Annotated in this window: 18 protein-coding genes; 2 read left to right on the top strand and 16 right to left on the bottom strand. The window is 54.2% G+C overall.

Translation table 11 applies throughout. From position 1 onward, the window contains the following. Positions 1–5: 5 nt before the first annotated feature. Positions 6–311, bottom strand: a complete 306-nt coding sequence (elaB, locus tag OGW44_RS10840; protein WP_003027683.1) for a stress response protein ElaB — start codon at positions 309–311, stop codon at positions 6–8. Between the two features lie 63 nt (positions 312–374). Continuing rightward, positions 375–836, bottom strand: a complete 462-nt coding sequence (locus OGW44_RS10835; protein ID WP_016153827.1) for a GNAT family N-acetyltransferase — start codon at positions 834–836, stop codon at positions 375–377. A 67-nt stretch (positions 837–903) separates the two neighbouring features. On the opposite strand from OGW44_RS10835, the gene rbn reads away from it, so the two are divergent. Both rbn and OGW44_RS10825 read left to right on the top strand, forming a co-directional pair. Continuing rightward, complete coding sequence (gene rbn, locus OGW44_RS10830; RefSeq protein WP_047359224.1) at positions 904–1821, top strand: ribonuclease BN; 918 nt, start codon at positions 904–906, stop codon at positions 1819–1821. Between the two features lie 64 nt (positions 1822–1885). Beyond that, positions 1886–2890 (top strand): chemotaxis protein, encoded by a 1005-nt coding sequence (locus OGW44_RS10825; protein WP_016157041.1) that lies wholly within the window; start codon positions 1886–1888, stop codon positions 2888–2890. Between the two features lie 92 nt (positions 2891–2982). On the opposite strand, the gene nuoN is transcribed toward OGW44_RS10825, so the two are convergent. The 14 genes from nuoN to lrhA form a co-directional block, all read right to left on the bottom strand. Then, positions 2983–4440, bottom strand: coding sequence for an NADH-quinone oxidoreductase subunit NuoN (nuoN, locus tag OGW44_RS10820; protein ID WP_016153830.1), 1458 nt, complete (start codon positions 4438–4440; stop codon positions 2983–2985). Between the two features lie 6 nt (positions 4441–4446). Continuing rightward, positions 4447–5976 (bottom strand): NADH-quinone oxidoreductase subunit M, encoded by a 1530-nt coding sequence (gene nuoM / locus OGW44_RS10815; RefSeq protein ID WP_016153831.1) that lies wholly within the window; start codon positions 5974–5976, stop codon positions 4447–4449. Positions 5977–6052: 76 nt separating this feature from the next. Then, positions 6053–7894, bottom strand: coding sequence for an NADH-quinone oxidoreductase subunit L (nuoL, locus tag OGW44_RS10810; RefSeq protein ID WP_016153832.1), 1842 nt, complete (start codon positions 7892–7894; stop codon positions 6053–6055). Beyond that, positions 7891–8193, bottom strand: coding sequence for an NADH-quinone oxidoreductase subunit NuoK (nuoK, locus tag OGW44_RS10805; protein ID WP_006683663.1), 303 nt, complete (start codon positions 8191–8193; stop codon positions 7891–7893). The genes nuoL and nuoK overlap by 4 nt, the downstream gene beginning before the upstream one ends. Beyond that, positions 8190–8744 (bottom strand): NADH-quinone oxidoreductase subunit J, encoded by a 555-nt coding sequence (gene nuoJ / locus OGW44_RS10800; RefSeq protein WP_016153833.1) that lies wholly within the window; start codon positions 8742–8744, stop codon positions 8190–8192. Before nuoJ ends, nuoK begins: the two co-directional genes overlap by 4 nt. 11 nt (positions 8745–8755) lie before the next feature. Continuing rightward, entirely contained in the window at positions 8756–9298 is a 543-nt protein-coding gene (nuoI, locus tag OGW44_RS10795; RefSeq protein WP_005129470.1) for an NADH-quinone oxidoreductase subunit NuoI, read from the bottom strand. A gap of 14 nt (positions 9299–9312) precedes the next feature. Continuing rightward, complete coding sequence (nuoH, locus tag OGW44_RS10790) at positions 9313–10290, bottom strand: NADH-quinone oxidoreductase subunit NuoH (RefSeq protein ID WP_016153834.1); 978 nt, start codon at positions 10288–10290, stop codon at positions 9313–9315. Then, complete coding sequence (gene nuoG, locus OGW44_RS10785) at positions 10287–13013, bottom strand: NADH-quinone oxidoreductase subunit NuoG (RefSeq protein WP_032931989.1); 2727 nt, start codon at positions 13011–13013, stop codon at positions 10287–10289. Before nuoG ends, nuoH begins: the two co-directional genes overlap by 4 nt. Positions 13014–13093: 80 nt before the next feature. Continuing rightward, positions 13094–14431 carry an NADH-quinone oxidoreductase subunit NuoF gene (gene nuoF, locus OGW44_RS10780; RefSeq protein WP_016153836.1) on the bottom strand — a complete coding sequence of 446 codons (1338 nt, stop codon included), beginning with the start codon at positions 14429–14431 and terminating at the stop codon, positions 13094–13096. Next, positions 14428–14928 (bottom strand): NADH-quinone oxidoreductase subunit NuoE, encoded by a 501-nt coding sequence (nuoE, locus tag OGW44_RS10775; protein WP_003028069.1) that lies wholly within the window; start codon positions 14926–14928, stop codon positions 14428–14430. The genes nuoF and nuoE overlap by 4 nt, the downstream gene beginning before the upstream one ends. Positions 14929–14930: 2 nt before the next feature. Continuing rightward, positions 14931–16733 carry an NADH-quinone oxidoreductase subunit C/D gene (nuoC, locus tag OGW44_RS10770; RefSeq protein ID WP_016153837.1) on the bottom strand — a complete coding sequence of 601 codons (1803 nt, stop codon included), beginning with the start codon at positions 16731–16733 and terminating at the stop codon, positions 14931–14933. Positions 16734–16818: 85 nt separating this feature from the next. Next, positions 16819–17481, bottom strand: coding sequence for an NADH-quinone oxidoreductase subunit NuoB (gene nuoB / locus OGW44_RS10765; RefSeq protein WP_003028075.1), 663 nt, complete (start codon positions 17479–17481; stop codon positions 16819–16821). Positions 17482–17496: 15 nt separating this feature from the next. Next, a complete protein-coding gene (gene nuoA, locus OGW44_RS10760) occupies positions 17497–17940 on the bottom strand; it encodes an NADH-quinone oxidoreductase subunit NuoA (RefSeq protein ID WP_003028077.1) in 444 nt (147 codons plus the stop codon). A gap of 627 nt (positions 17941–18567) precedes the next feature. Continuing rightward, positions 18568–19506 (bottom strand): transcriptional regulator LrhA, encoded by a 939-nt coding sequence (lrhA, locus tag OGW44_RS10755; RefSeq protein WP_016153838.1) that lies wholly within the window; start codon positions 19504–19506, stop codon positions 18568–18570. Between the last annotated feature and the right edge of the window lie 44 nt (positions 19507–19550).

The raw sequence follows: 19550 nt of genomic DNA, 5'->3' as shown, positions 1-19550 counted from the left end.
GGAATTTATCGCCGTGCTAACAATAATCCCATCACTAAACCGACCGTGGCACCAACGCCGATTCCGCGCCAGGGTTTTTCATGCACATAATCATCCGCCCGGCAAACGGCTTTCTTCGCGCGGTAATAGTAGCTGTCAGAGGCGTGGCTGACGCGATTTCTCACCTCTTCTAACGCCCGCTCTGCCCGCGCTTTTAACTCAAGGTATTTTTGATCGGCTGGATCGCCGGAAGAACGCAGCACCTCCTCCAGCGTTTCACTCAATAATTCCAGATCGTCATCGATACGTGATTCATAAGAATGAAAAGACATTTTATTCTCCCTTTCTATTGACGTACCCGCTAACTATAGACAATCAGGCGTGTTTGCGCCTGTTTACGCCTGATGTGCTTCCCGCGCCATTCCGACGTGTGGAATACCGTCTTCGTCATAAATATCCGTGACCGGCACAAAGCCAAAGCGCGCATAGAATGATTGCAAATGTGCCTGCGCCCCCAGATACAGCGCCTTGTGCGGCCAATGCTGCGTACAGGAGGCCAGCGTCTGAGTCATTAGCTGTTGCCCCAATTTTTCACCCCGCAGCGCTTCGCTTACGATCACCCGCCCAATGACGACCGGCTCAAGCTCATCATCGCTTTTCAGAATCCTCGCATACGCCACCAGTTCATCGTTATGCCAACCCAGAATGTGCCGATTTTCACCACTCAGGTCATCACCATCCACATCCTGATACGGACACCGTTGCTCAACAACAAATACCGCACAGCGAAGCTCAAGAATGGCGTACAGCTGCTGTGTATTGAGCTTTGCATGGTGGAGATCTTGCCAGTGAATCATAGTCTGCCCCTTTGTTGTGATAACCTGAACACCCTGCCTTATTGATGGCGAAAAGTGTAACGCGAAGATGGAATTACTATTTTTAGGCACGTCTGCGGGAGTCCCCACGCGCTCACGCAATGTAACGGCAATTTTACTGAATCTGCAACACCCGACTCAGGCGGGGCTGTGGCTTTTCGATTGTGGTGAAGGAACGCAGCATCAGATGCTGACCACGCCATTTAACCCTGGAAAACTCGAGCGTATTTTTATCAGCCATTTACACGGCGATCACCTGTTTGGTTTACCGGGGCTGCTGTGCAGTCGCTCAATGGCCGGGAACGTCCAGCCACTGACGCTTTACGGACCAAAGGGATTGCGAGAGTTTACCGAAACGGCTTTGCGTTTGAGCGGCTCCTGGACCGATTATCCGCTGGATATTGTCGAAATCACCGCGGGTGAAATTGTTGATGACGGCCTGCGTAAAGTAACGGCGTACCCGCTGGAGCATCCGCTGGAGTGCTACGGTTTTCGTGTTGAAGAGCACGACAAACCAGGGGCACTTGACGCCAGCGCCTTGAAGGCGGCTGGTGTTAAAGCGGGCCCGTGGTTCCAGGATTTGAAAGCCGGGAAAACCATCGTGCTGGAGGATGGTCGAGCGATTAACGGTGCCGATTTTCTCGCCCCTGCCACCAGAGGAAAATCTGTGGCTATTTTCGGCGACACAGGACCTTGCGCGTCCGCCATTGAACTGGCACGCGGTGTGGATGTGATGGTACATGAAACCACACTGGACTCCTCAATGGAGGAAAAAGCCAACAGCCGCGGTCACAGCTCGACCCGACAAGCCGCCCAGCTGGCGCTTGAGGCCGGAGTGGGACGCCTGATCATGACCCACGTTAGCTCACGCTACGATGAAAAAGGCTGTCAGCGGTTACTCGAAGAGTGCAAAGCGATATTTCCAGACACTGAACTGGCTCACGATTTCGCCATTTTCACCGTTTAATGCTCCATTTTTCCGCCTCAGTGCCGATAACAGTGGAAAGGCTGGCTTTCACACTGAGGACAGGATGAACAATTTCCAGAAAGATATTGATGACAGGACAAACCTAACCCTGTCTAACCGTTTTGAACTGCTGCTGTTTCGCCTTGGCAAATCCGTCGAGGAGCAGAAATCAGAACTGTTTGGCATCAACGTATTCAAACTGCGTGAAATCGTACCGATGCCGACCTTTACGCGTCCCGCAGGTATGAAAGCCCCGTTGCTGGGTATGGTTAACATTCGCGATCAGGTGATCCCGGTGATTGATCTGCCTGCCGTCGCGGGCTGTAAGCCAGAGACCGGACTCAACATCCTGTTAATCACGGAATATGCCCGCAGCGTTCAGGCGTTTGCGGTGGAGTCGGTAGAAAACATTATGCGTCTGGACTGGCAACAGGTGCATACCGCCGAAAAAGCCGTCAATGGTCGCTACATTACCAGTATCGCCTGTCTGGACGACAACAAAGAGACTAACAATCTGGCGCTGGTGCTCGATGTCGAACAGATCCTGTACGACATCGTACCGTCGAACCACGACCTGCGCGCAACAGAGCTGAAAACCAATAAGTTCAACATTACGCCGGGTGCGGTGGCGATTGTGGCTGATGATTCCAAAGTGGCTCGCGCGATGCTGGAAAAAGGGCTTAACGCCATGGAGATCCCACACTTGATGCATGTGACGGGCCAGGATGCGTGGGAAAAGATACAACAGCTATCTGAAGAAGCAGAAGCGGAAGGTAAACCAATCAGCGAGAAGATTGCGCTGGTGCTCACCGATCTGGAAATGCCGGAGATGGACGGTTTTACGCTTACCCGTAAGATAAAAACCGACGAACGCCTGAAGAAGATCCCGGTCGTTATCCACTCCTCACTTTCCGGTAGCGCCAATGAAGATCACGTACGCCGAGTGAAAGCAGATGGTTACGTGGCCAAATTCGAAGTCAATGAGCTGTCTTCAGTAATTCAGGAAGTGATGGATCGCACAGCGAAAGGCATCAGCGGCCCGCTGGTGAGCCGTCAACTTTCGGCCTGACGCCCCAGCAACTTGAAGTATGACGAGTATAGACAGGTAAAAAAAAGAGTCTGGACATTGTCCAGACTCTTTTTCGATCACAGCATGACGAATTACATCAGCGGAGCCGCTAACTGCACGATGCTGATCAACGGTTGCGGGTAGATACCCAGCACCAGTACCAGTAGAGCAGAAATCAGCACCACGATACCGCCCGCGCTGTACTGCCAGTTGGACGGCGCATCGCGATTCAGTTGCTGCGGTGCGCTCAGATACAGGCTCACGGCAACGCGCAGGTAGTAGTACAAACCAATCGCGGAACCCACCACCACAGCGGCAACCAGCCACCACAGATTAGCCTGCACACCCACCGCCAGTACGTAGAACTTACCGATAAAGCCCAGCGTCATCGGAATACCCGCCAGAGACAGCATCATCACCGTCATCACCGCCGCGAGGATTGGACGATGCCAGAACAGACCACGGTAGGAGAACAGAGAGTCTGCATCCGGACCGCGGTACGGGCTGGACATCAGGCTGACCACACCGAACGCACCGAGGCTGCTGAACAGATAACCGGCCAGGTAAACGCCAACCGCTTCCATCGACATCTCGCCGCTCTGCAGGGCAATCAGCGCCACCAGCAGGTAACCGAGGTGAGAGATAGAAGAGTAACCAAGCAGACGTTTGATGTTGGTCTGGCTCAGCGCCATCAGGTTACCGAAGATAATAGAAGCAAAGGCAATCACACCCAGCACGATACGTACCGCTTCGCTATCACCTACCGGTGCGTACAGGAACAGACGCATCACCACGCCGAAGATAGCGATTTTGCTCGCCGTCGCCAGGAAGGTGGAAACCGGAGCCGGAGCGCCCTGGTATACGTCTGGCGTCCACAGGTGGAATGGAACCAGTGAGAGTTTAAAGCCGAGGCCAACAATCATCAGACCGAAGCCCGCCAGCAGCAGCGGTTCTTGCAGCATACCGTCGCCGAGGCTCTTACCGAGCGCGACAAACGACAGGTTGCCAGACTGCGCGTACACCAGCGCCATACCAAACAGCAGGAAGGAAGACGCTGCGGCAGACAGAATGGTGTATTTGATACTGGCTTCCAGCGAACGTTTCTGACGGAACGCATAGCCAACCAGCCCAAACAGCGGCAGAGAGATAAGCTCAATACCAAGGAACAGCGCCGCCAGATGGTTAGCGTTAGCCAGCAGAATACCGCCGAGCGCGGCAATCAGCACCAGCAGATAGAACTCTTCCCGGTTGTCGTCGTAGCCTTCCAGCCACGGGTAAGCGAAGGTACAGGTGGCAAGACTCGCCAGCAGCACCAGCCCGGTGTAGAGCATGGCGAAACCGTCAACCCGCATCAGCGGGGTGACGTCCATAGCGCCCGCCTGGCCAACAAACCAGAGCGAAACCAGTGCGGCGTTAAGCCCAATGACCGACAGCGTGGCATTGAGGAAGTGGTTGCGTCGCCACGCAATGGAGAGCATCACAACCACCACCGTCAAGCCGACGATCAGCAGCGGTAGCAGCGCAATCAGGTGTTGTGGAGTTATTGTCATGGCGATTTACGGCCTTGTAGTAGTAACGGAATTAACAAACCACTGCTGGATGTTGCTCATCGCAGAATGCGAGGTATCCAGAATCGGCTGCGGATAGAAGCCAAGCAGTACCAGAAGCACGACCAGCAACAGGATGATAAACAGCTCACGCAGCGACATCCCTGGCAGTTCAACACTGGCAATCTGGCTCTTCGCCTTACCAAAGTAAGCGCGATGCAGCATCGCCAGCGAGTAAACAGAAGCAAACACCAGACCAAATGTCGAGATCACGGTAATAACCGGAACCACCTGGTAGCTGCCGAACAGAATCATAAATTCGCCAACGAAGTTACCTGTACCCGGCATACCCAGCGTACACACTGCGAAGAACATTGACAGCGCAGGCAACCATTTCATTTTGCCCCACAGCCCGCCCATCATACGCATATCACGCGTGTGCAGACGTTCGTACAGCTGACCACACAGGATGAACAGACCGGCTGCGGACAGGCCGTGCGCGATCATCTGAATCACCGCACCCTGGTATGCCAGCTGGCTGCCGGTGTAGATAGCAATCAGAACGAAGCCCATGTGGGATACGGAGGTATAGGCAATCAGACGTTTGATGTCGTACTGATTAAAGGCCATCCACGCGCCGTAGAAGATGCCGATGACGCCAAGCCACATTGCGATAGGCGCAAACTCCGCTGACGCATTCGGGAACAGCGGCAGGGAGAAGCGCAGCAGACCGTAGGCTGCGGTTTTCAGCAAGATACCTGCCAGGTCAACGGAACCTGCGGTCGGTGCCTGGGAGTGAGCATCCGGCAACCAGCCGTGCAGCGGAACCACCGGCATTTTCACCGCGAAAGCGATGAAGAAGCCCAGCATCAGCAGGTATTCCACGCCGTGGGACATCGGAGTATTCAGCAATTCTTCATAGTTGAAAGTCCACACGCCGGTCGCTTTGTAGTGCACAAACACCAGCGCCAGGATGGCAATCAACATCACCAGACCACTCGCCTGGGTATAAATGAAGAACTTGGTTGCTGCCGTGATACGCGTTTTACCGTCAGAGGCTTTATGCCCCCATAGCGCGATCAGGAAGTACATCGGCACCAGCATCATTTCCCAGAAGAAGAAGAACAGGAACATGTCGATGGCAAGGAACACGCCGATTACGCCGCCTAAGATCCACATCAGGTTCAGGTGGAAAAAGCCCTGGTATTTTTCGATTTCATTCCAGGAGCAAAGTACCGCCAGAACACCGAGCAGGCCGGTCAGCACCACCATCAGCAGCGACAGACCGTCGATAGCAAGATGAATCGAGATGCCAAAGCGTGGGATCCACGGCAGGACAAACTCAGACTGCCACTGCGGAATGCCAGTGGATTGCGTCAGTGAATAGCCGCCCTGCAACCAAAGTTGCAGGCCAAGCGCCAGCGTCAGTCCCATGGTAATCAGCGCGATCCAACGCGGCACCTTCACGCCAAAGCGTTCGGTCTGCCAGCACAGGAAGCCACCGATAAAGGGAATCAATATTAGCCAGGGTAGTAACATGGCGATTTTTATTCCTTTTTAAGGCCCCTAATAGAGGCCTGATTTTCAACGAATTTGGATAAAATTCACTTTACGATCAACGCAGTACCATCAACAGAGCCAGCACAACGACGGCACCGATGCTCATTGATGCTACATACCAACGCAGATAGCCGTTCTCGCTTAACAACAGGCCTTTACCTGCAAAGCGGGAAAGGATCGCCGGAATGTTCATCATTGCGTTCAGCGGATCGCGTTTCAGCAGCCATGCAACGCCCAGGAACGGCTTGACGAACACTTTGTCGTACAGCCAGTCGAAGCCCCAGGCGTTATACCACCAGGTACCCAGCAGACGGCCTGGCGCACTGTTGGCAATCGACGTCACCAGAGTACGTTTACCCAGCCACAGCCATGCAGCGATCAGAATGCCTGCAATCGCGACGATACCGGAGGTAATTTCCAGGGTCATCACGCGACCATGCTCAAGCTCGGTCGTCGCAGGCAGTACACCCTGCAGCGGTGGCACAATCAGTGCGCCAACGAAGGTGGACAGGATCATCAGCACAATCAGCGGCAGATGATGTGTAATCCCCTTCCCTGCGTGAGCGTGAATTTGCTCTTTACCGTGGAACACGATGAAAATCATACGGAAGGTGTACAGAGAGGTCATGAACGCTCCGACCAGACCTGCAACCATCAGATTAATATGACCGTTCGCCATCGCACCGGCCAGAATCTCATCCTTACTGAAGAAGCCTGCGGTAATCAGCGGCAGAGCCGACAGCGCCGCGCCACCGATCAGGAAGCAGAGATACACCAGCGGAATAGACTTACGCAGACCGCCCATCTTGAAGATGTTCTGTTCGTGGTGACAGGCCAGGATAACCGAGCCGGATGCCAGGAACAGCAGCGCTTTAAAGAAGGCGTGCGTCATCAGGTGGAAAATCGCCGCGTCCCACGCCTGAACCCCGAGAGCCAGGAACATATAACCAATCTGGCTCATGGTGGAGTACGCGAGAACGCGTTTAATGTCGGTCTGTACCAGCGCGGCGAAACCAGCCAGTACCAGAGTGATAGCCCCGATAATCCCCACCAGATGCAGGATTTCCGGCGTCATCAGGAACAGGCCGTGAGTACGTGCAATCAGGTAGACACCGGCGGTAACCATCGTCGCGGCGTGGATCAGCGCGGAGACAGGCGTCGGACCTGCCATCGCGTCAGCAAGCCATGTCTGCAACGGCAGCTGCGCGGATTTACCCACCGCACCGCCCAGCAGCATCAGGGTTGCCCACATCAGCATGTTGTTACCATCTGCAAAGTGAGCAGGTGCCAGTTCCACCATTTCGCGGAAGTTCAGCGTGCCCAGCTCGTTGTAGAGGATAAACAATGCGAAGGCGAGGAACACATCACCCACACGGGTCACGACGAAGGCTTTCATTGCCGCAGCGCCATTCTTCGGATCGGTGTAATAGAAACCGATCAGCAGATAGGAGCACAGGCCCACGCCTTCCCAGCCGAGGTACATCAGCAGCAGGTTATCCGCCAGTACCAGAACCACCATGCTGGCGATAAACAGGTTGGTGTAGGCGAAGAAACGGGAGTATCCCTCTTCACCGCGCATATACCAGGAGGCGAACATGTGGATCAGGAAACCCACACCGGTCACCACACTGAGCATGGTCAGCGACAGGCCGTCCAGCACCAGGTTAAAACCGATATTGAAGTCACCGACAGACATCCACGTCCACAGCGGCTGGCTGTAGGCCTGTTGACCATTAGCAAAGAAGTCAACGCCAACAAACGCGGTCACCAGCGCCGCCAGGCCAATCGACCCGACGCCCACGGTCGCGGACAGATTTTCTGACCAACGACCGCGAGAGAACGCCAGTAATACAAAGCCAATAAATGGCAGAATAATGGTTAAGGCAAGCATGTTCATCCACGCATCTCACTTACTGAATCGATGTTCAGGTTCTGGCGACGGCGATGAAGTTGCAGCAACAGCGCAAGTCCAATGCTCGCTTCCGCAGCCGCAAGGCTGATGGCGAGAATATACATCACCTGACCATCGGTCTGGCCCCAGTAGCTTCCGGCGACCACGAAGGCCAGCGCGGAGGCGTTAATCATGATTTCCAGCCCGATCAGCATAAACAGCAGATTGCGGCGGATAACCAGACCGGTTAAGCCCAGTACGAATAAGACAGCCGCGAGGATCAGTCCATGTTGTAAGGGGATCATGCGTGCTCCTCCGTTTTTCTTTTCGCGCGGTCATCGGTGCGATTGCTCAGCACTTCACCAGAACGCTCTTCGCGCCCTACGTGGAAGGCTACAACCAGACCTGCCAGCAGCAGCATCGAAGCCAGCTCGACCGCCAGTACATACGGTCCGAACAGGGAAATACCGACAGCTTTCGCGCTAATTGGCGTCCCGTCGATGCCCTGATCGTTAACACCCAGAATGGCATAAACAATAACCGCCAGCATGATGGCCGACAGAATCGCCGGTCCAATCCACACCTGCGGTTTCAGCCACTGGCGTTCCTGTTCAATTTCAGAACCACCGAGGTTGAGCATCATGACCACGAACACGAACAACACCATGATGGCGCCCGCGTAGACGATTATTTCCAGCGCCCCCGCGAAGTAAGCACCTAACGAGAAGAACACCCCGGAAATCGCCAGCAGCGAAATAATCAGGTACAGCAGTGCGTGTACCGGATTGGTGTGGGTGATCACCCGCAAGGTTGCGAGAATGGCTATCAGGCCACAGATATAAAAAGCGAACTCCATTGCCCCTCTCCTTACGGTAACAGGCTCTTGACGTCGATAGGCTTGGCTTCGTTCTCTGCTTCGCCCTTATCTTTGCCGTCGATTGCCATACCTGCCATCCGGTAGAAGTTATATTCCGGGTATTTACCCGGACCGGAGATCAGCAGATCCTCTTTCTCGTAAACCAGGTCCTGGCGCTTGTACTCACCCAGCTCGAAATCTGGAGTCAGCTGAATAGCCGTTGTCGGACAGGCTTCTTCGCACAGGCCGCAGAAAATGCAGCGTGAGAAGTTAATGCGGAAAAACTCCGGATACCAGCGGCCATCTTTGGTCTCTGCTTTTTGCAAAGAGATACAGCCTACCGGACACGCTACCGCACACAGGTTACAGGCAACGCAGCGCTCTTCGCCGTCCGGGTCACGGGTCAGAACGATACGACCACGAAAACGGGGCGGTAGATAGACCGGCTCTTCCGGGTACATCTGCGTTTCGCGTTTCGCGAACGCATGCAGGCCGATCATCCAGATACTGCGTACCTGGGTGCCGAAACCTACTAACAATTCTTTTAAGGTCATGGTCTTTGTGTCCCTTATTGCGCCTGCCAGAGAATGACAGCCGCCGTTACCAGCAAGTTGACGAGCGTCAGCGGCAGACAGACTTTCCAGCCGAAGGACATTACCTGGTCATAACGAGGACGCGGTAACGACGCACGAATCAAAATGAACATCATCATGAAGAACGCGGTTTTCAGCGCGAACCAGACGAATGGCGGTAAGAACGGACCATGCCAGCCACCGAAGAACAGGGTAACCATCAGTGCAGAAATGGTGACGATGCCGATGTACTCACCCACGAAGAACAGACCGAATTTCATACCGGAGTATTCAATGTGGTAACCGTCGGCCAGTTCCTGCTCGGCTTCTGGCTGGTCAAACGGGTGACGGTGACACACCGCCACGCCCGCGATGGCAAAGGTGACAAAACCAAAGAACTGCGGAATAACGTTCCAGATATCAGCCTGGTTGTTGACGATGTCGGTCATGTTAAATGAACCGGCCTGCGCCACCACGCCCATCAGGGAAAGTCCGAGGAATACTTCGTAGCTCAGCGTCTGCGCAGACGCACGCATCGCACCGAGCAGCGAGTATTTGTTGTTACTGGACCAGCCTGCGAACAGCACCGCGTATACCGCGAGGCCTGCCATCATCAGGAAGAACAGGATCCCGATGTTCAGGTCAGCAACCACCCAGTTCGGGCTCACCGGCACGATGGCGAAAGCCAGCAGCAGCGAGGTGAAGGCGATCATCGGTGCCAGGGTAAAGATGACGCGATCCGAGAATTTCGGGATCCAGTCTTCTTTAAAGAACATCTTGATCATGTCCGCAACCAGCTGGAGCGAACCGCCCCAGCCAACACGGTTCGGTCCGTAACGGTTCTGGAACAGACCGAGCAGACGACGTTCGCCAAAGCTCATGAATGCCCCGCAGGTGACCACCACCAGCAGAATCACGACCGCTTTGAGAACGCTCAGCAGGATCTCAATCAGATCGGGTGTAATCCAACTCATTGTTGTGCCTCCTGCAGATCCTCAAGACGTGCACCAGCCAGAACCGGCGCGATGCCAGGCATACCCATTGGCAAACCAACCTGCCCTGCCGTTAATCCTTCAGCGATTTCAACCGGCAGCGTAACCGTGTTGCCATCGTAGCTAAAAGATACGCGCGTACCGGCATTAACACCCAACTTCGCGGCATCAGCCGGGTTGAGTTTGATGTACGGCTGCGGCATACGGGTCTGGAAGACAGGCGCACGCTGGGACATTTCGTCACTACCAAACAGATGATAGTAAGGCGCGACACGCCACTGACCATCCTGAGCCTGGAAGCTCGCCGGAACGGTTGTGAAGTAATCCAGACCATCTGCAGAAGCTTCGATCAGACGCACGCCCGGATCGCCATGACGCAGTTTACCGCCCACTTCATCCTGGAACTTGTTCCACGCCTGTGGGGAGTTCCAGCCCGGAGCCCAGGCAAACGGAATTTGCGAACGCGGCGCAGACGGTTGGTTGTTCCCTTCCATAGAGAAAGCGAACATGGTGTCTTTGTCCTGCGGCTGGCGTGGTTCGTGAACGCTGATGTTGGCGCGCATTGCGGTACGACCACTGTAGCGGTGCGGTTCACGTGCCAGTTTCTGTCCACGGATACGGAAGCTTGCATCCGGCGCGGCATCTTTAATACCCGCCAACTGCGGTAACTTCTCAACGACCGCGTCGATAACATGGTCGAGCTGCGTCCAGTCCACTTCACGACTCTGCACGGTACTGTGCAGCGAGTGCAGCCAGCGCCAGCTTTCCAGCATTACGGTGTTGCTGTCGTAGTAGGATGGGTCATAGACCTGGAAGAAACGCTGGGCGCGACCTTCGTTGTTAATTACCGTACCATCGCTTTCGGCGAAGCTAGCGGCGGAAAGCACCAGATGGGCGTTTTCCATAATAGCCGTGCGCTGATGGTCAACGACTAGTACCAGCGGCGCTTTCGCCAGCGCGGCGTTCACACGCGTTGCTGAAGCATGGCGATGCAGGTCATTTTCCAACACCACAACGGCGTCAGCACGACCTGTTTCCAGCTCGGTCAGCGCATCGTCAAGGGAACCACCGCCAATCATACCCAGCCCCATGCTGTTAACAGAGCGAGCAATCATGGTGATCCCGACGTCTGCGCCACGGCCTTTCAGCGCCTTCGCCACGTTGGCAGCAGCCTGAATCACGTCGGCGCTTCCGGCGTTGGTACCGGAAATAATCAGTGGTTTCTTCGCCCCGGCCAGAGCCTGAACGATGACGTCAATTTTGTTCTGCAGGTCACGGTCGATACCGTCAACCGCCGGTGCGTTGTTATCCAGCGCATGGGCGATAGCGAAACCTAAACGCGCCTGATCTTCAACCGGTGCACGGTAGGTCCATGCCGCGATATCATCCAGACGGGTGTTATCGACATTGGTAACGAACAGCGGGTGCTTGGCGCGCTGGCCGATGTTGAGGATTGCCGCAATCTGCCAGTCGGCCACTTTCTGCGCCGCCGCCATTTCACGCGCTTTACCTTTCACCGCCTGACGCACTGCCAGCGCAACGCGCGCGCCGGTTTGGGTGACATCTTCGCCCAGGACCAGAACCGCATCGTATGACTCGATTTCGCGCAGTGCCGGGGTATGAATACCGCCGTCACGCAGCACGCTCAGAGCCAGTTGCAGACGTTCCTGCTCGCCCTGGGCAATACCGGTATAGAAGTTATCCGCACCGACCAGTTCACGCAGCGCGAAGTTACTTTCAACGCTGGCACGCGGGGAGCCGATACCAATCACTTTCTTCGACTGACGCAGAATATCTGCCGCGCCCTGCATCGCCTGTTCGGCGTTCAGCGTGATCAGGTCATCGCCACGACGCTGTACCGGCTGACGCGGACGGTCTTTCAGGTTCACGTAACCATAGCCAAAACGACCACGGTCGCAGAGGAAGTAGTGGTTAACGGTACCGTTGTAGCGGTTTTCGATACGACGCAGTTCACCGTAGCGCTCGCCCGGGCTGATGTTACAACCGATAGAACACTGCTGGCAGATGCTCGGCGCAAACTGCATGTCCCATTTACGGTTATAACGCTCGGAGTGCGTTTTATCGGTGAAGACGCCGGTCGGGCAAATTTCCACCAGGTTACCGGAGAATTCGCTTTCGAGCGTACCGTCTTCCGGACGACCAAAGTAGACGTTGTCATGTGCGCCATAGACGCCCAGATCCGCACCATCGGCGTAATCTTTGTAGTAACGTACGCAGCGATAGCAGGCGATGCAGCGGTTCATTTCGTGAGAGATGAACGGCCCCAGGTCCTGGTTGCGGTGAGTACGCTTCGTGAAGCGGTAGCGACGGAAGCTATGACCGGTCATGACGGTCATATCCTGAAGGTGGCAGTTACCGCCCTCTTCACAGACCGGACAGTCGTGCGGGTGGTTAGTCATCAACCACTCCACTACGCTTTCGCGAAACTGCTTCGCTTCTTCGTCATCAATTGAAATAAAGGTGCCTTCGGTGGCCGGTGTCATACAAGACATCACCAGGCGACCACGCGTGTCTTCCGCGTTTTGATATTGCTTCACCGCACACTGGCGGCAAGCACCGACGCTTCCCAGCGCCGGGTGCCAGCAAAAGTACGGAATATCAAGGCCGAGAGACAGACAAGCTTCCAGCAGGTTGTCCGCTCCGTTGACCTCATATTCTTTGCCGTCTACATGAATCGTAGCCATAGTCAGCATGCTTCCAGTTGGCTCGGTCTAAAACCGAGCGTTAATCGAATTTCTGATCGCGATTCAGGGTTACCCTGCTATTACCAGCGCTCTTTCAGCAGGTTCGGCTGAATACCACCAATCTGATGGGTATTGCTGAAGGACTGCTTGATGCCAGCTTCGAATTCTTCGCGGAAATATTTAATGGCGCTCTGCAGCGGCTCCACCGCACCCGGGGCGTGTGCACAGAAGGTTTTACCCGGGCCGAGGAAACGACACAGTTGCTCAAGCGTCTCGATATCCCCTGGCTGGCCTTCGCCACGCTCCAGCGCGCGCAGAATTTTCACACTCCACGGCAGACCGTCACGGCACGGCGTACACCAGCCGCAGGACTCGCGGGCAAAGAACTCTTCGAGGTTACGCACCAGAGGAACCATGCCAATCTCGTGATCGACGGCCATTGCCAGCGCGGTGCCCAAACGGCTACCGGCTTTACCAATGCTTTCGAATTCCATCGGCAGATCGAGGTGCGCTTCAGTCAGGAAGTCAGTACCCGCGCCGCCCGGCTGCCAGGCTTTGAACTTCAGGCCATCGCGCATGCCGCCCGCGTAATCTTCGAGGATCTCGCGCGCGGTAGTACCGAAAGGCAGTTCCCACAGGCCAGGGTTCTTCACGCGACCGGAGAAGCCCATCAGCTTGGTGCCCGCGTCTTTGCTCTGCGAAATGTTCTGGTACCACTCCACGCCGTTCGCGAGGATAGCCGGTACGTTACACAGGGTTTCGACGTTGTTAACGCAGGTCGGCTTACCCCAAGCGCCAGAGCTTGCCGGGAACGGCGGCTTAGAGCGTGGGTTAGCACGACGACCTTCAAGGGAGTTAATCAGCGCCGTCTCTTCACCGCAGATATAGCGCCCTGCCCCGGTGTGGACAAACAGTTCGAAGTCGAAACCGGTGCCCATGATGTTTTTGCCAAGCAAGCCGGCTTCGGTTGCTTCGGCAATCGCGCGACGCAGATGCACAGCCGCTTCGATATATTCACCACGCAGGAAGATGTAACCACGGTACGCTTTCAGCGCAAACGCGGAGATCAGCATGCCTTCCACCAGCAGGTGCGGCAGCTGTTCCATCAGCAGACGGTCTTTATAGGTACCCGGCTCCATTTCATCGGCGTTACACAGCAGGTAACGGATGTTCATGGATTCGTCTTTCGGCATCAGGCTCCACTTCAGACCGGTGGAAAAGCCCGCACCGCCGCGCCCTTTCAGGCCAGCGTCTTTTACCTGATTAACGATTTCGTCCGGTGACAGCCCGGTCAGGGCCTTACGTGCACCTTCGTAGCCGTTCTTGCTACGGTATTCGTCCAGCCAGACCGGCTGTTTGTCATCACGCAGACGCCAGGTCAGCGGATGCGTTTCGGGAGTACGGATAATGTCTTTCATTTATACCGCTCCAGCAGTTCGGGAATGCCTTCCGGGGTCAGGTGAGCATGAGTATCCTCATCGATCATCATGTTCGGCCCTTTATCGCAGTTCCCCAGGCAACAGGTCGGGAGCAGCGTAAAACGACCGTCAAAGGTCGTCTGCCCCGGCTTGATGTTGAGTTTTTTCTCAAGCGCAGCCTGGATCCCTTGATAGCCGTTGATATGGCACACCACGCTGTCGCAATAGCGGATCACGTGGCGACCTACCGGCTGGCGGAAGATCTGGCTATAGAACGTGGCAACACCTTCTACGTCGCTTGCCGGGATCCCCAGCACATCAGCGATCGCATAGATCGCCCCATCCGGCACCCAGCCACGCTGTTTCTGAACGATTTTCAGCGCTTCAATGGACGCCGCACGCGGGTCTTCGTAGTGGTGCTTCTCGTGCTCAATCGCTTCACGCTCAGCCGCACTCAGCTCAAAAGCCTCGGTTTGTGGTTGTTGATTCTCGTGCATAATTAGCGGTCCACATCTGACATAACAAAATCGATACTACCCAGGTGGACGATAAGGTCGGACACCAGGCTGCCACGTACCGCTACCGGGATCTGCTGCAGGTGCGCATAGCTCGGGGTACGGATACGGGTACGGTAACTCATGGTGCTGCCATCGCTGGTCAGGTAGTAACTGTTAATACCCTTGGTCGCTTCCACCATCTGGAAGGACTCGTTTGCCGGCATAACCGGTCCCCACGAAACTTGCAGGAAGTGGGTGATCAGGGTTTCGATATGTTGCAACGTGCGCTCTTTCGGCGGCGGCGTAGTCAGCGGGTGATCCGCTTTGAACGGGCCTTCCGGCATGTTGTTGAGGCACTGCTCAAGGATGCGCAGACTCTGGCGCAGCTCTTCAACTTTCAGCATCACGCGGGTATAGCAGTCGGACACGCCGCCGCCAACCGGGACTTCAAAGTCAAAGTTTTCGTAGCCAGAGTATGGACGCGCTTTACGCACGTCAAAATCAATACCGGTCGCACGCAGCGCAGCACCGGTACAACCCCAGTCCAGCGCTTCTTTCTTACCGTAAGCGGCAACGCCTTGCGAACGGCCTTTCAGGATGGTGTTACGCAGTGCGGCTTTCTCGTAGGAATCCAGACGTTTTGGCATCCAGTCGAGGAAGTCACGCAGCAGTTTGTCCCAACCGCGCGGCAGATCGTGTGCCACACCGCCGATACGGAACCAGGCCGGGTGCATACGGAAACCGGTGATCGCTTCCACTACGTCATAGATTTTCTGACGGTCGGTAAAGGCGAAGAAGACCGGGGTCATCGCGCCGACGTCCTGGATGAACGTGGAGATGTACAGCAGGTGGCTGTTGATACGGAACAGTTCAGACAACATAACGCGAATCACGTTGACGCGATCCGGTGTGGTGATGCCAGCCAGTTTCTCAACGGCCAGTACGTAAGGCATTTCGTTAACGCAGCCGCCGAGGTACTCGATACGGTCGGTGTACGGAATGTAGCTGTGCCAGGACTGACGTTCACCCATCTTTTCAGCGCCACGGTGGTGGTAGCCGATGTCAGGCACGCAGTCGACGATTTCTTCGCCATCAAGCTGCAGCACAATACGGAACGCACCGTGAGAAGACGGGTGGTTAGGACCGAGGTTGAGGAACATGAAGTCCTCGTTTTCGGAACTACGCTTCATGCCCCATTCTTCTGGTTTGAAGGTCAGTGATTCCATTTCCAGATCCTGTTTGGCTTTGGTCAGCTCAAACGGATCGAATTCGGTCGCACGCGCCGGGTAGTCTTTACGCAGCGGATGACCTTCCCAGGTATGCGGCATCAGCAGACGCGTCAGGTGCGGGTGACCTTCGATGTCGATGCCAAACATTTCCCAGGTTTCACGCTCATACCAGTTGGCGTTCGGGAACAGTTTGGTGAACGTCGGTACGCGCAGGTCGTTTTCAGACAATGCCACCTTGAGCATGATATCGCGATTGCGTTCAATGGAGATCAGGTGATAGAAAACGGAAAAATCCGCGGCAGGTAAGCCTTCGCGGTGCGTACGCAGACGTTCGTCCATGCCGTGTAAGTCAAACAGCATGACGTAAGGTTTCGGCAGTCTCTTTAAGAAATCGCCAACTTCCAGTAATTGTTCACGCTTGACCCAAACAACAGGTACCCCGGTGCGAGTCGCCTGAACGGTAAAGGCATCCGGCCCAAAACGGTTACGCAGTTCGCCAATGACCGGGTCATCAAGGTGATCCCGTGTTTGCCATACAGCGTCTTGCGCGGTTAAGTCGGTCATATTGTTCACCATTGCAAATGGTCCGTGGTGGTCGGCAGTGCTTCGCGCTATTTATGTAGTGATAAGCGAAGGAAGTGCTGCTGCCGACAGGCGCAAATTAAATCTCGTCTGGTGTACGAAGATTCGTTACAGCAATACGTTCGCCGCGTTTACGCTCGCGTTCTGACTGCATATTGGCGCGATAAACGCCCTGATCGCCAACCACCCAGGAGAGCGGACGGCGTTCTTTGCCAATGGAATCTTGCAGCAGCATCAGAGCCTGCATATACGCTTCCGGACGCGGCGGGCATCCCGGGATGTACACATCGACCGGAATAAATTTATCAACGCCCTGCACCACAGAATAGATGTCGTACATACCGCCGGAGTTGGCGCATGCGCCCATGGAAATAACCCATTTCGGTTCCAGCATCTGATCGTAGAGGCGCTGAATAACCGGCGCCATTTTGGTAAAGCAGGTTCCGGCTACGACCATCAAGTCAGCCTGACGCGGCGATGCACGCAGTACTTCCGCACCAAAACGGGCCACATCGTGCACGGCGGTAAACGAGGTCACCATCTCAACGTAGCAGCAGGAAAGGCCAAAGTTATATGGCCAAATTGAGTTTTTACGGCCCCAGTTAACCATGTCATGCAGCTTGCCCATGAACACGTTTTTGTTAACTTCTTGCTCCAGGGGGTCGGTTACGATCTCCTGTTTTTGCAGGGGGTAACGGTCGTTCTCACCGTTAGGATCTATGCGGGTGAGCGTATAATCCATCTTAATGCCTCGCGGTTAGCGTTGACGATTAGCGATACTGTTCGTTTCCGGGTTCATACGCTCGCGGCGTGAACGCGCGGGCGTCCAGTCCAGCGCGCCAATACGCACCAGATAAACCAGACCTGCCAGTAACACAAAAATAAAAATTGCAGCTTCCACAAAGCCAATCCAGCCGCTTTCACGGATAGAAGTTGACCATGCGAACAGATACAGCGCTTCAACGTCGAAGATAACGAAGAACATGGCTACCAGATAAAACTTGGCAGACAGGCGCAAGCGGGCGGTGCCGACCGAGTCGATACCTGATTCAAACGGCACGTTTTTAGATCTCGCGCGCGCGCGACCACCTAAAAACCAGCCGCCGACGAGCATCAGGCAGCACAGGCCAATGGCAACAATAAGAAAGATAGCGAATGCCCAGTGATGAGCGATGATTTCAGTGGATGTTGACATACTCATTGCTTACTCATCAAAAGTAGCGCCAAATTCTCTGCTCTTTTCGGCAGATGAACGCCACATCGATTCATGGGGAGGAATAAAAAAAACCTTACAATCACTGTGAAAAACCATTTTATACAGCTAATTGATGGGGTTTTTTACTCCTTTCTATAACCTTTTGTCAACTTTAACAAAAGTTTCCTCACATTATTTTACACCGCTCCAACTTCATTAACATAAAGTGCTATTTAGACCAATTTCGATCGCATCATCGGTCATTTTTAATGTTGTTGAATCGTGTCCGTAGTGAAGTAAAAAAGATAATACTCACCTATTTTGACAGGAATTCACCCAGATGCCTCCCCCTAAATGGGAGTATTTTCTTGATCTGTGACACGCTTTTGTTAATTCACCATAAAAAACAGCAACAATTTCTCTAGTTTTTTAACATGGAAACAATTAGTAACGCTGCTGCTTATTTTTCAGCCAGGTGTCAGGCCGTTTTTTTACCTTCTGATTTTGTTAAGTTTTAGTATAGCAAATGACATAAAGCGGCAATATTTGCATAAAAAAAGAGCCACTGGATGTTTTTTCATCACCAGTGGCTCTTTTTTACACTAACATTTTAAAACGATTTTATGTGACGGATTACTCAAAGTCGCCTTCAACAATCAGCGAGTCATCTCCCCCTTCAGGGGTAAACTGATTGTATTGCCAAGGATTTTGATACGTTTGCATCGACTTAAAGATAACTTCTGCCAACTCATTTTGCGTGGACGGATCGCAGCACAACAGATACTCAGTATCAGGCAATGGCGGTAATCCGTCGGCGGCGCCCAGTACGCGTAAATCTGGACTCATCATTTCAACAGGCCGAGCAGTGACGCCGAGCCCTGCTTTTACCGCCGCGCGAACCGCAGGTAAGGTTGAAGCAACATAAGCCAGGCGCCACGGGATCTGAGCAGCATTTAATGTCGCCAGCACGATATCGCGAAACGGGCTCGGATCGTCCAGCAGAACCAACGGTACCGGCTCACCTTTTTGCAGAATATATTCGGCAGCACAGTACCAATGCGTTGGCGAGGTACGCAGATTCAGACATTCAAAATCGCCAGGACGGTTGGTAGTCACAACCAAGTCCACTTCTTGCGACTTCAGCATATCCACCATGTAGGCGTTACGCTTGACCCTCACATCCAGCGCAAGCTTCGGATAAACCGAACTTATTCGGTTGAGCAGGAAAGGCAGTATGGTATCGGCTGATTCATCAGAAGCACCGATAGTTAACACTCCCTGAAGATTATTAAACATTAATGATGAGCATGCCTCATCATTAAAGCGCAGTATTTTTCTGGCGTAACCCAACAGTTGTATACCATGTTCGGTCAGTAGTTTGTTGCGTCCATGGCGCGCGAACAACTCTTTCCCCACGAGTTGCTCAAGACGCTGCATTTGCTGACTCACCGCAGACTGAGTTCGACATACCGCAGCTGCCGCAGCCGCAAAGGTATTCAGGTCGGCAACAGCAACGAAGGTTCTCAGCAGATCGAGGTCGAGGTTAATTATCGGACGATTTGCATTTATCATAGTTTTTCACTTACTCGCGGGTCATACCGGGTTAATGCTGTGCA

This window comes from Citrobacter sp. Cb023, assembly GCF_030336805.1.
GTDB lineage: Bacteria > Pseudomonadota > Gammaproteobacteria > Enterobacterales > Enterobacteriaceae > Citrobacter > Citrobacter braakii.
The sequence above is the reverse complement of the archived record's forward strand: the minus strand, read 5'-3'. Positions and strand labels throughout refer to the sequence as shown.

Excerpts from the sequence above, each read along its gene's own strand:
- elaB (WP_003027683.1), bottom strand. The coding sequence starts at position 311 with ATGTCTTTTCATTCTTATGAATCACGTATCGATGACGATCTGGAATTA.
- OGW44_RS10835 (WP_016153827.1), bottom strand. The coding sequence starts at position 836 with ATGATTCACTGGCAAGATCTCCACCATGCAAAGCTCAATACACAGCAG.
- rbn (WP_047359224.1), top strand. The coding sequence starts at position 904 with ATGGAATTACTATTTTTAGGCACGTCTGCGGGAGTCCCCACGCGCTCA.
- OGW44_RS10825 (WP_016157041.1), top strand. The coding sequence starts at position 1,886 with ATGAACAATTTCCAGAAAGATATTGATGACAGGACAAACCTAACCCTG.
- nuoN (WP_016153830.1), bottom strand. The coding sequence starts at position 4,440 with ATGACAATAACTCCACAACACCTGATTGCGCTGCTACCGCTGCTGATC.
- nuoM (WP_016153831.1), bottom strand. The coding sequence starts at position 5,976 with ATGTTACTACCCTGGCTAATATTGATTCCCTTTATCGGTGGCTTCCTG.
- nuoL (WP_016153832.1), bottom strand. The coding sequence starts at position 7,894 with ATGAACATGCTTGCCTTAACCATTATTCTGCCATTTATTGGCTTTGTA.
- nuoK (WP_006683663.1), bottom strand. The coding sequence starts at position 8,193 with ATGATCCCCTTACAACATGGACTGATCCTCGCGGCTGTCTTATTCGTA.
- nuoJ (WP_016153833.1), bottom strand. The coding sequence starts at position 8,744 with ATGGAGTTCGCTTTTTATATCTGTGGCCTGATAGCCATTCTCGCAACC.
- nuoI (WP_005129470.1), bottom strand. The coding sequence starts at position 9,298 with ATGACCTTAAAAGAATTGTTAGTAGGTTTCGGCACCCAGGTACGCAGT.
- nuoH (WP_016153834.1), bottom strand. The coding sequence starts at position 10,290 with ATGAGTTGGATTACACCCGATCTGATTGAGATCCTGCTGAGCGTTCTC.
- nuoG (WP_032931989.1), bottom strand. The coding sequence starts at position 13,013 with ATGGCTACGATTCATGTAGACGGCAAAGAATATGAGGTCAACGGAGCG.
- nuoF (WP_016153836.1), bottom strand. The coding sequence starts at position 14,431 with ATGAAAGACATTATCCGTACTCCCGAAACGCATCCGCTGACCTGGCGT.
- nuoE (WP_003028069.1), bottom strand. The coding sequence starts at position 14,928 with ATGCACGAGAATCAACAACCACAAACCGAGGCTTTTGAGCTGAGTGCG.
- nuoC (WP_016153837.1), bottom strand. The coding sequence starts at position 16,733 with ATGGTGAACAATATGACCGACTTAACCGCGCAAGACGCTGTATGGCAA.
- nuoB (WP_003028075.1), bottom strand. The coding sequence starts at position 17,481 with ATGGATTATACGCTCACCCGCATAGATCCTAACGGTGAGAACGACCGT.
- nuoA (WP_003028077.1), bottom strand. The coding sequence starts at position 17,940 with ATGAGTATGTCAACATCCACTGAAATCATCGCTCATCACTGGGCATTC.
- lrhA (WP_016153838.1), bottom strand. The coding sequence starts at position 19,506 with ATGATAAATGCAAATCGTCCGATAATTAACCTCGACCTCGATCTGCTG.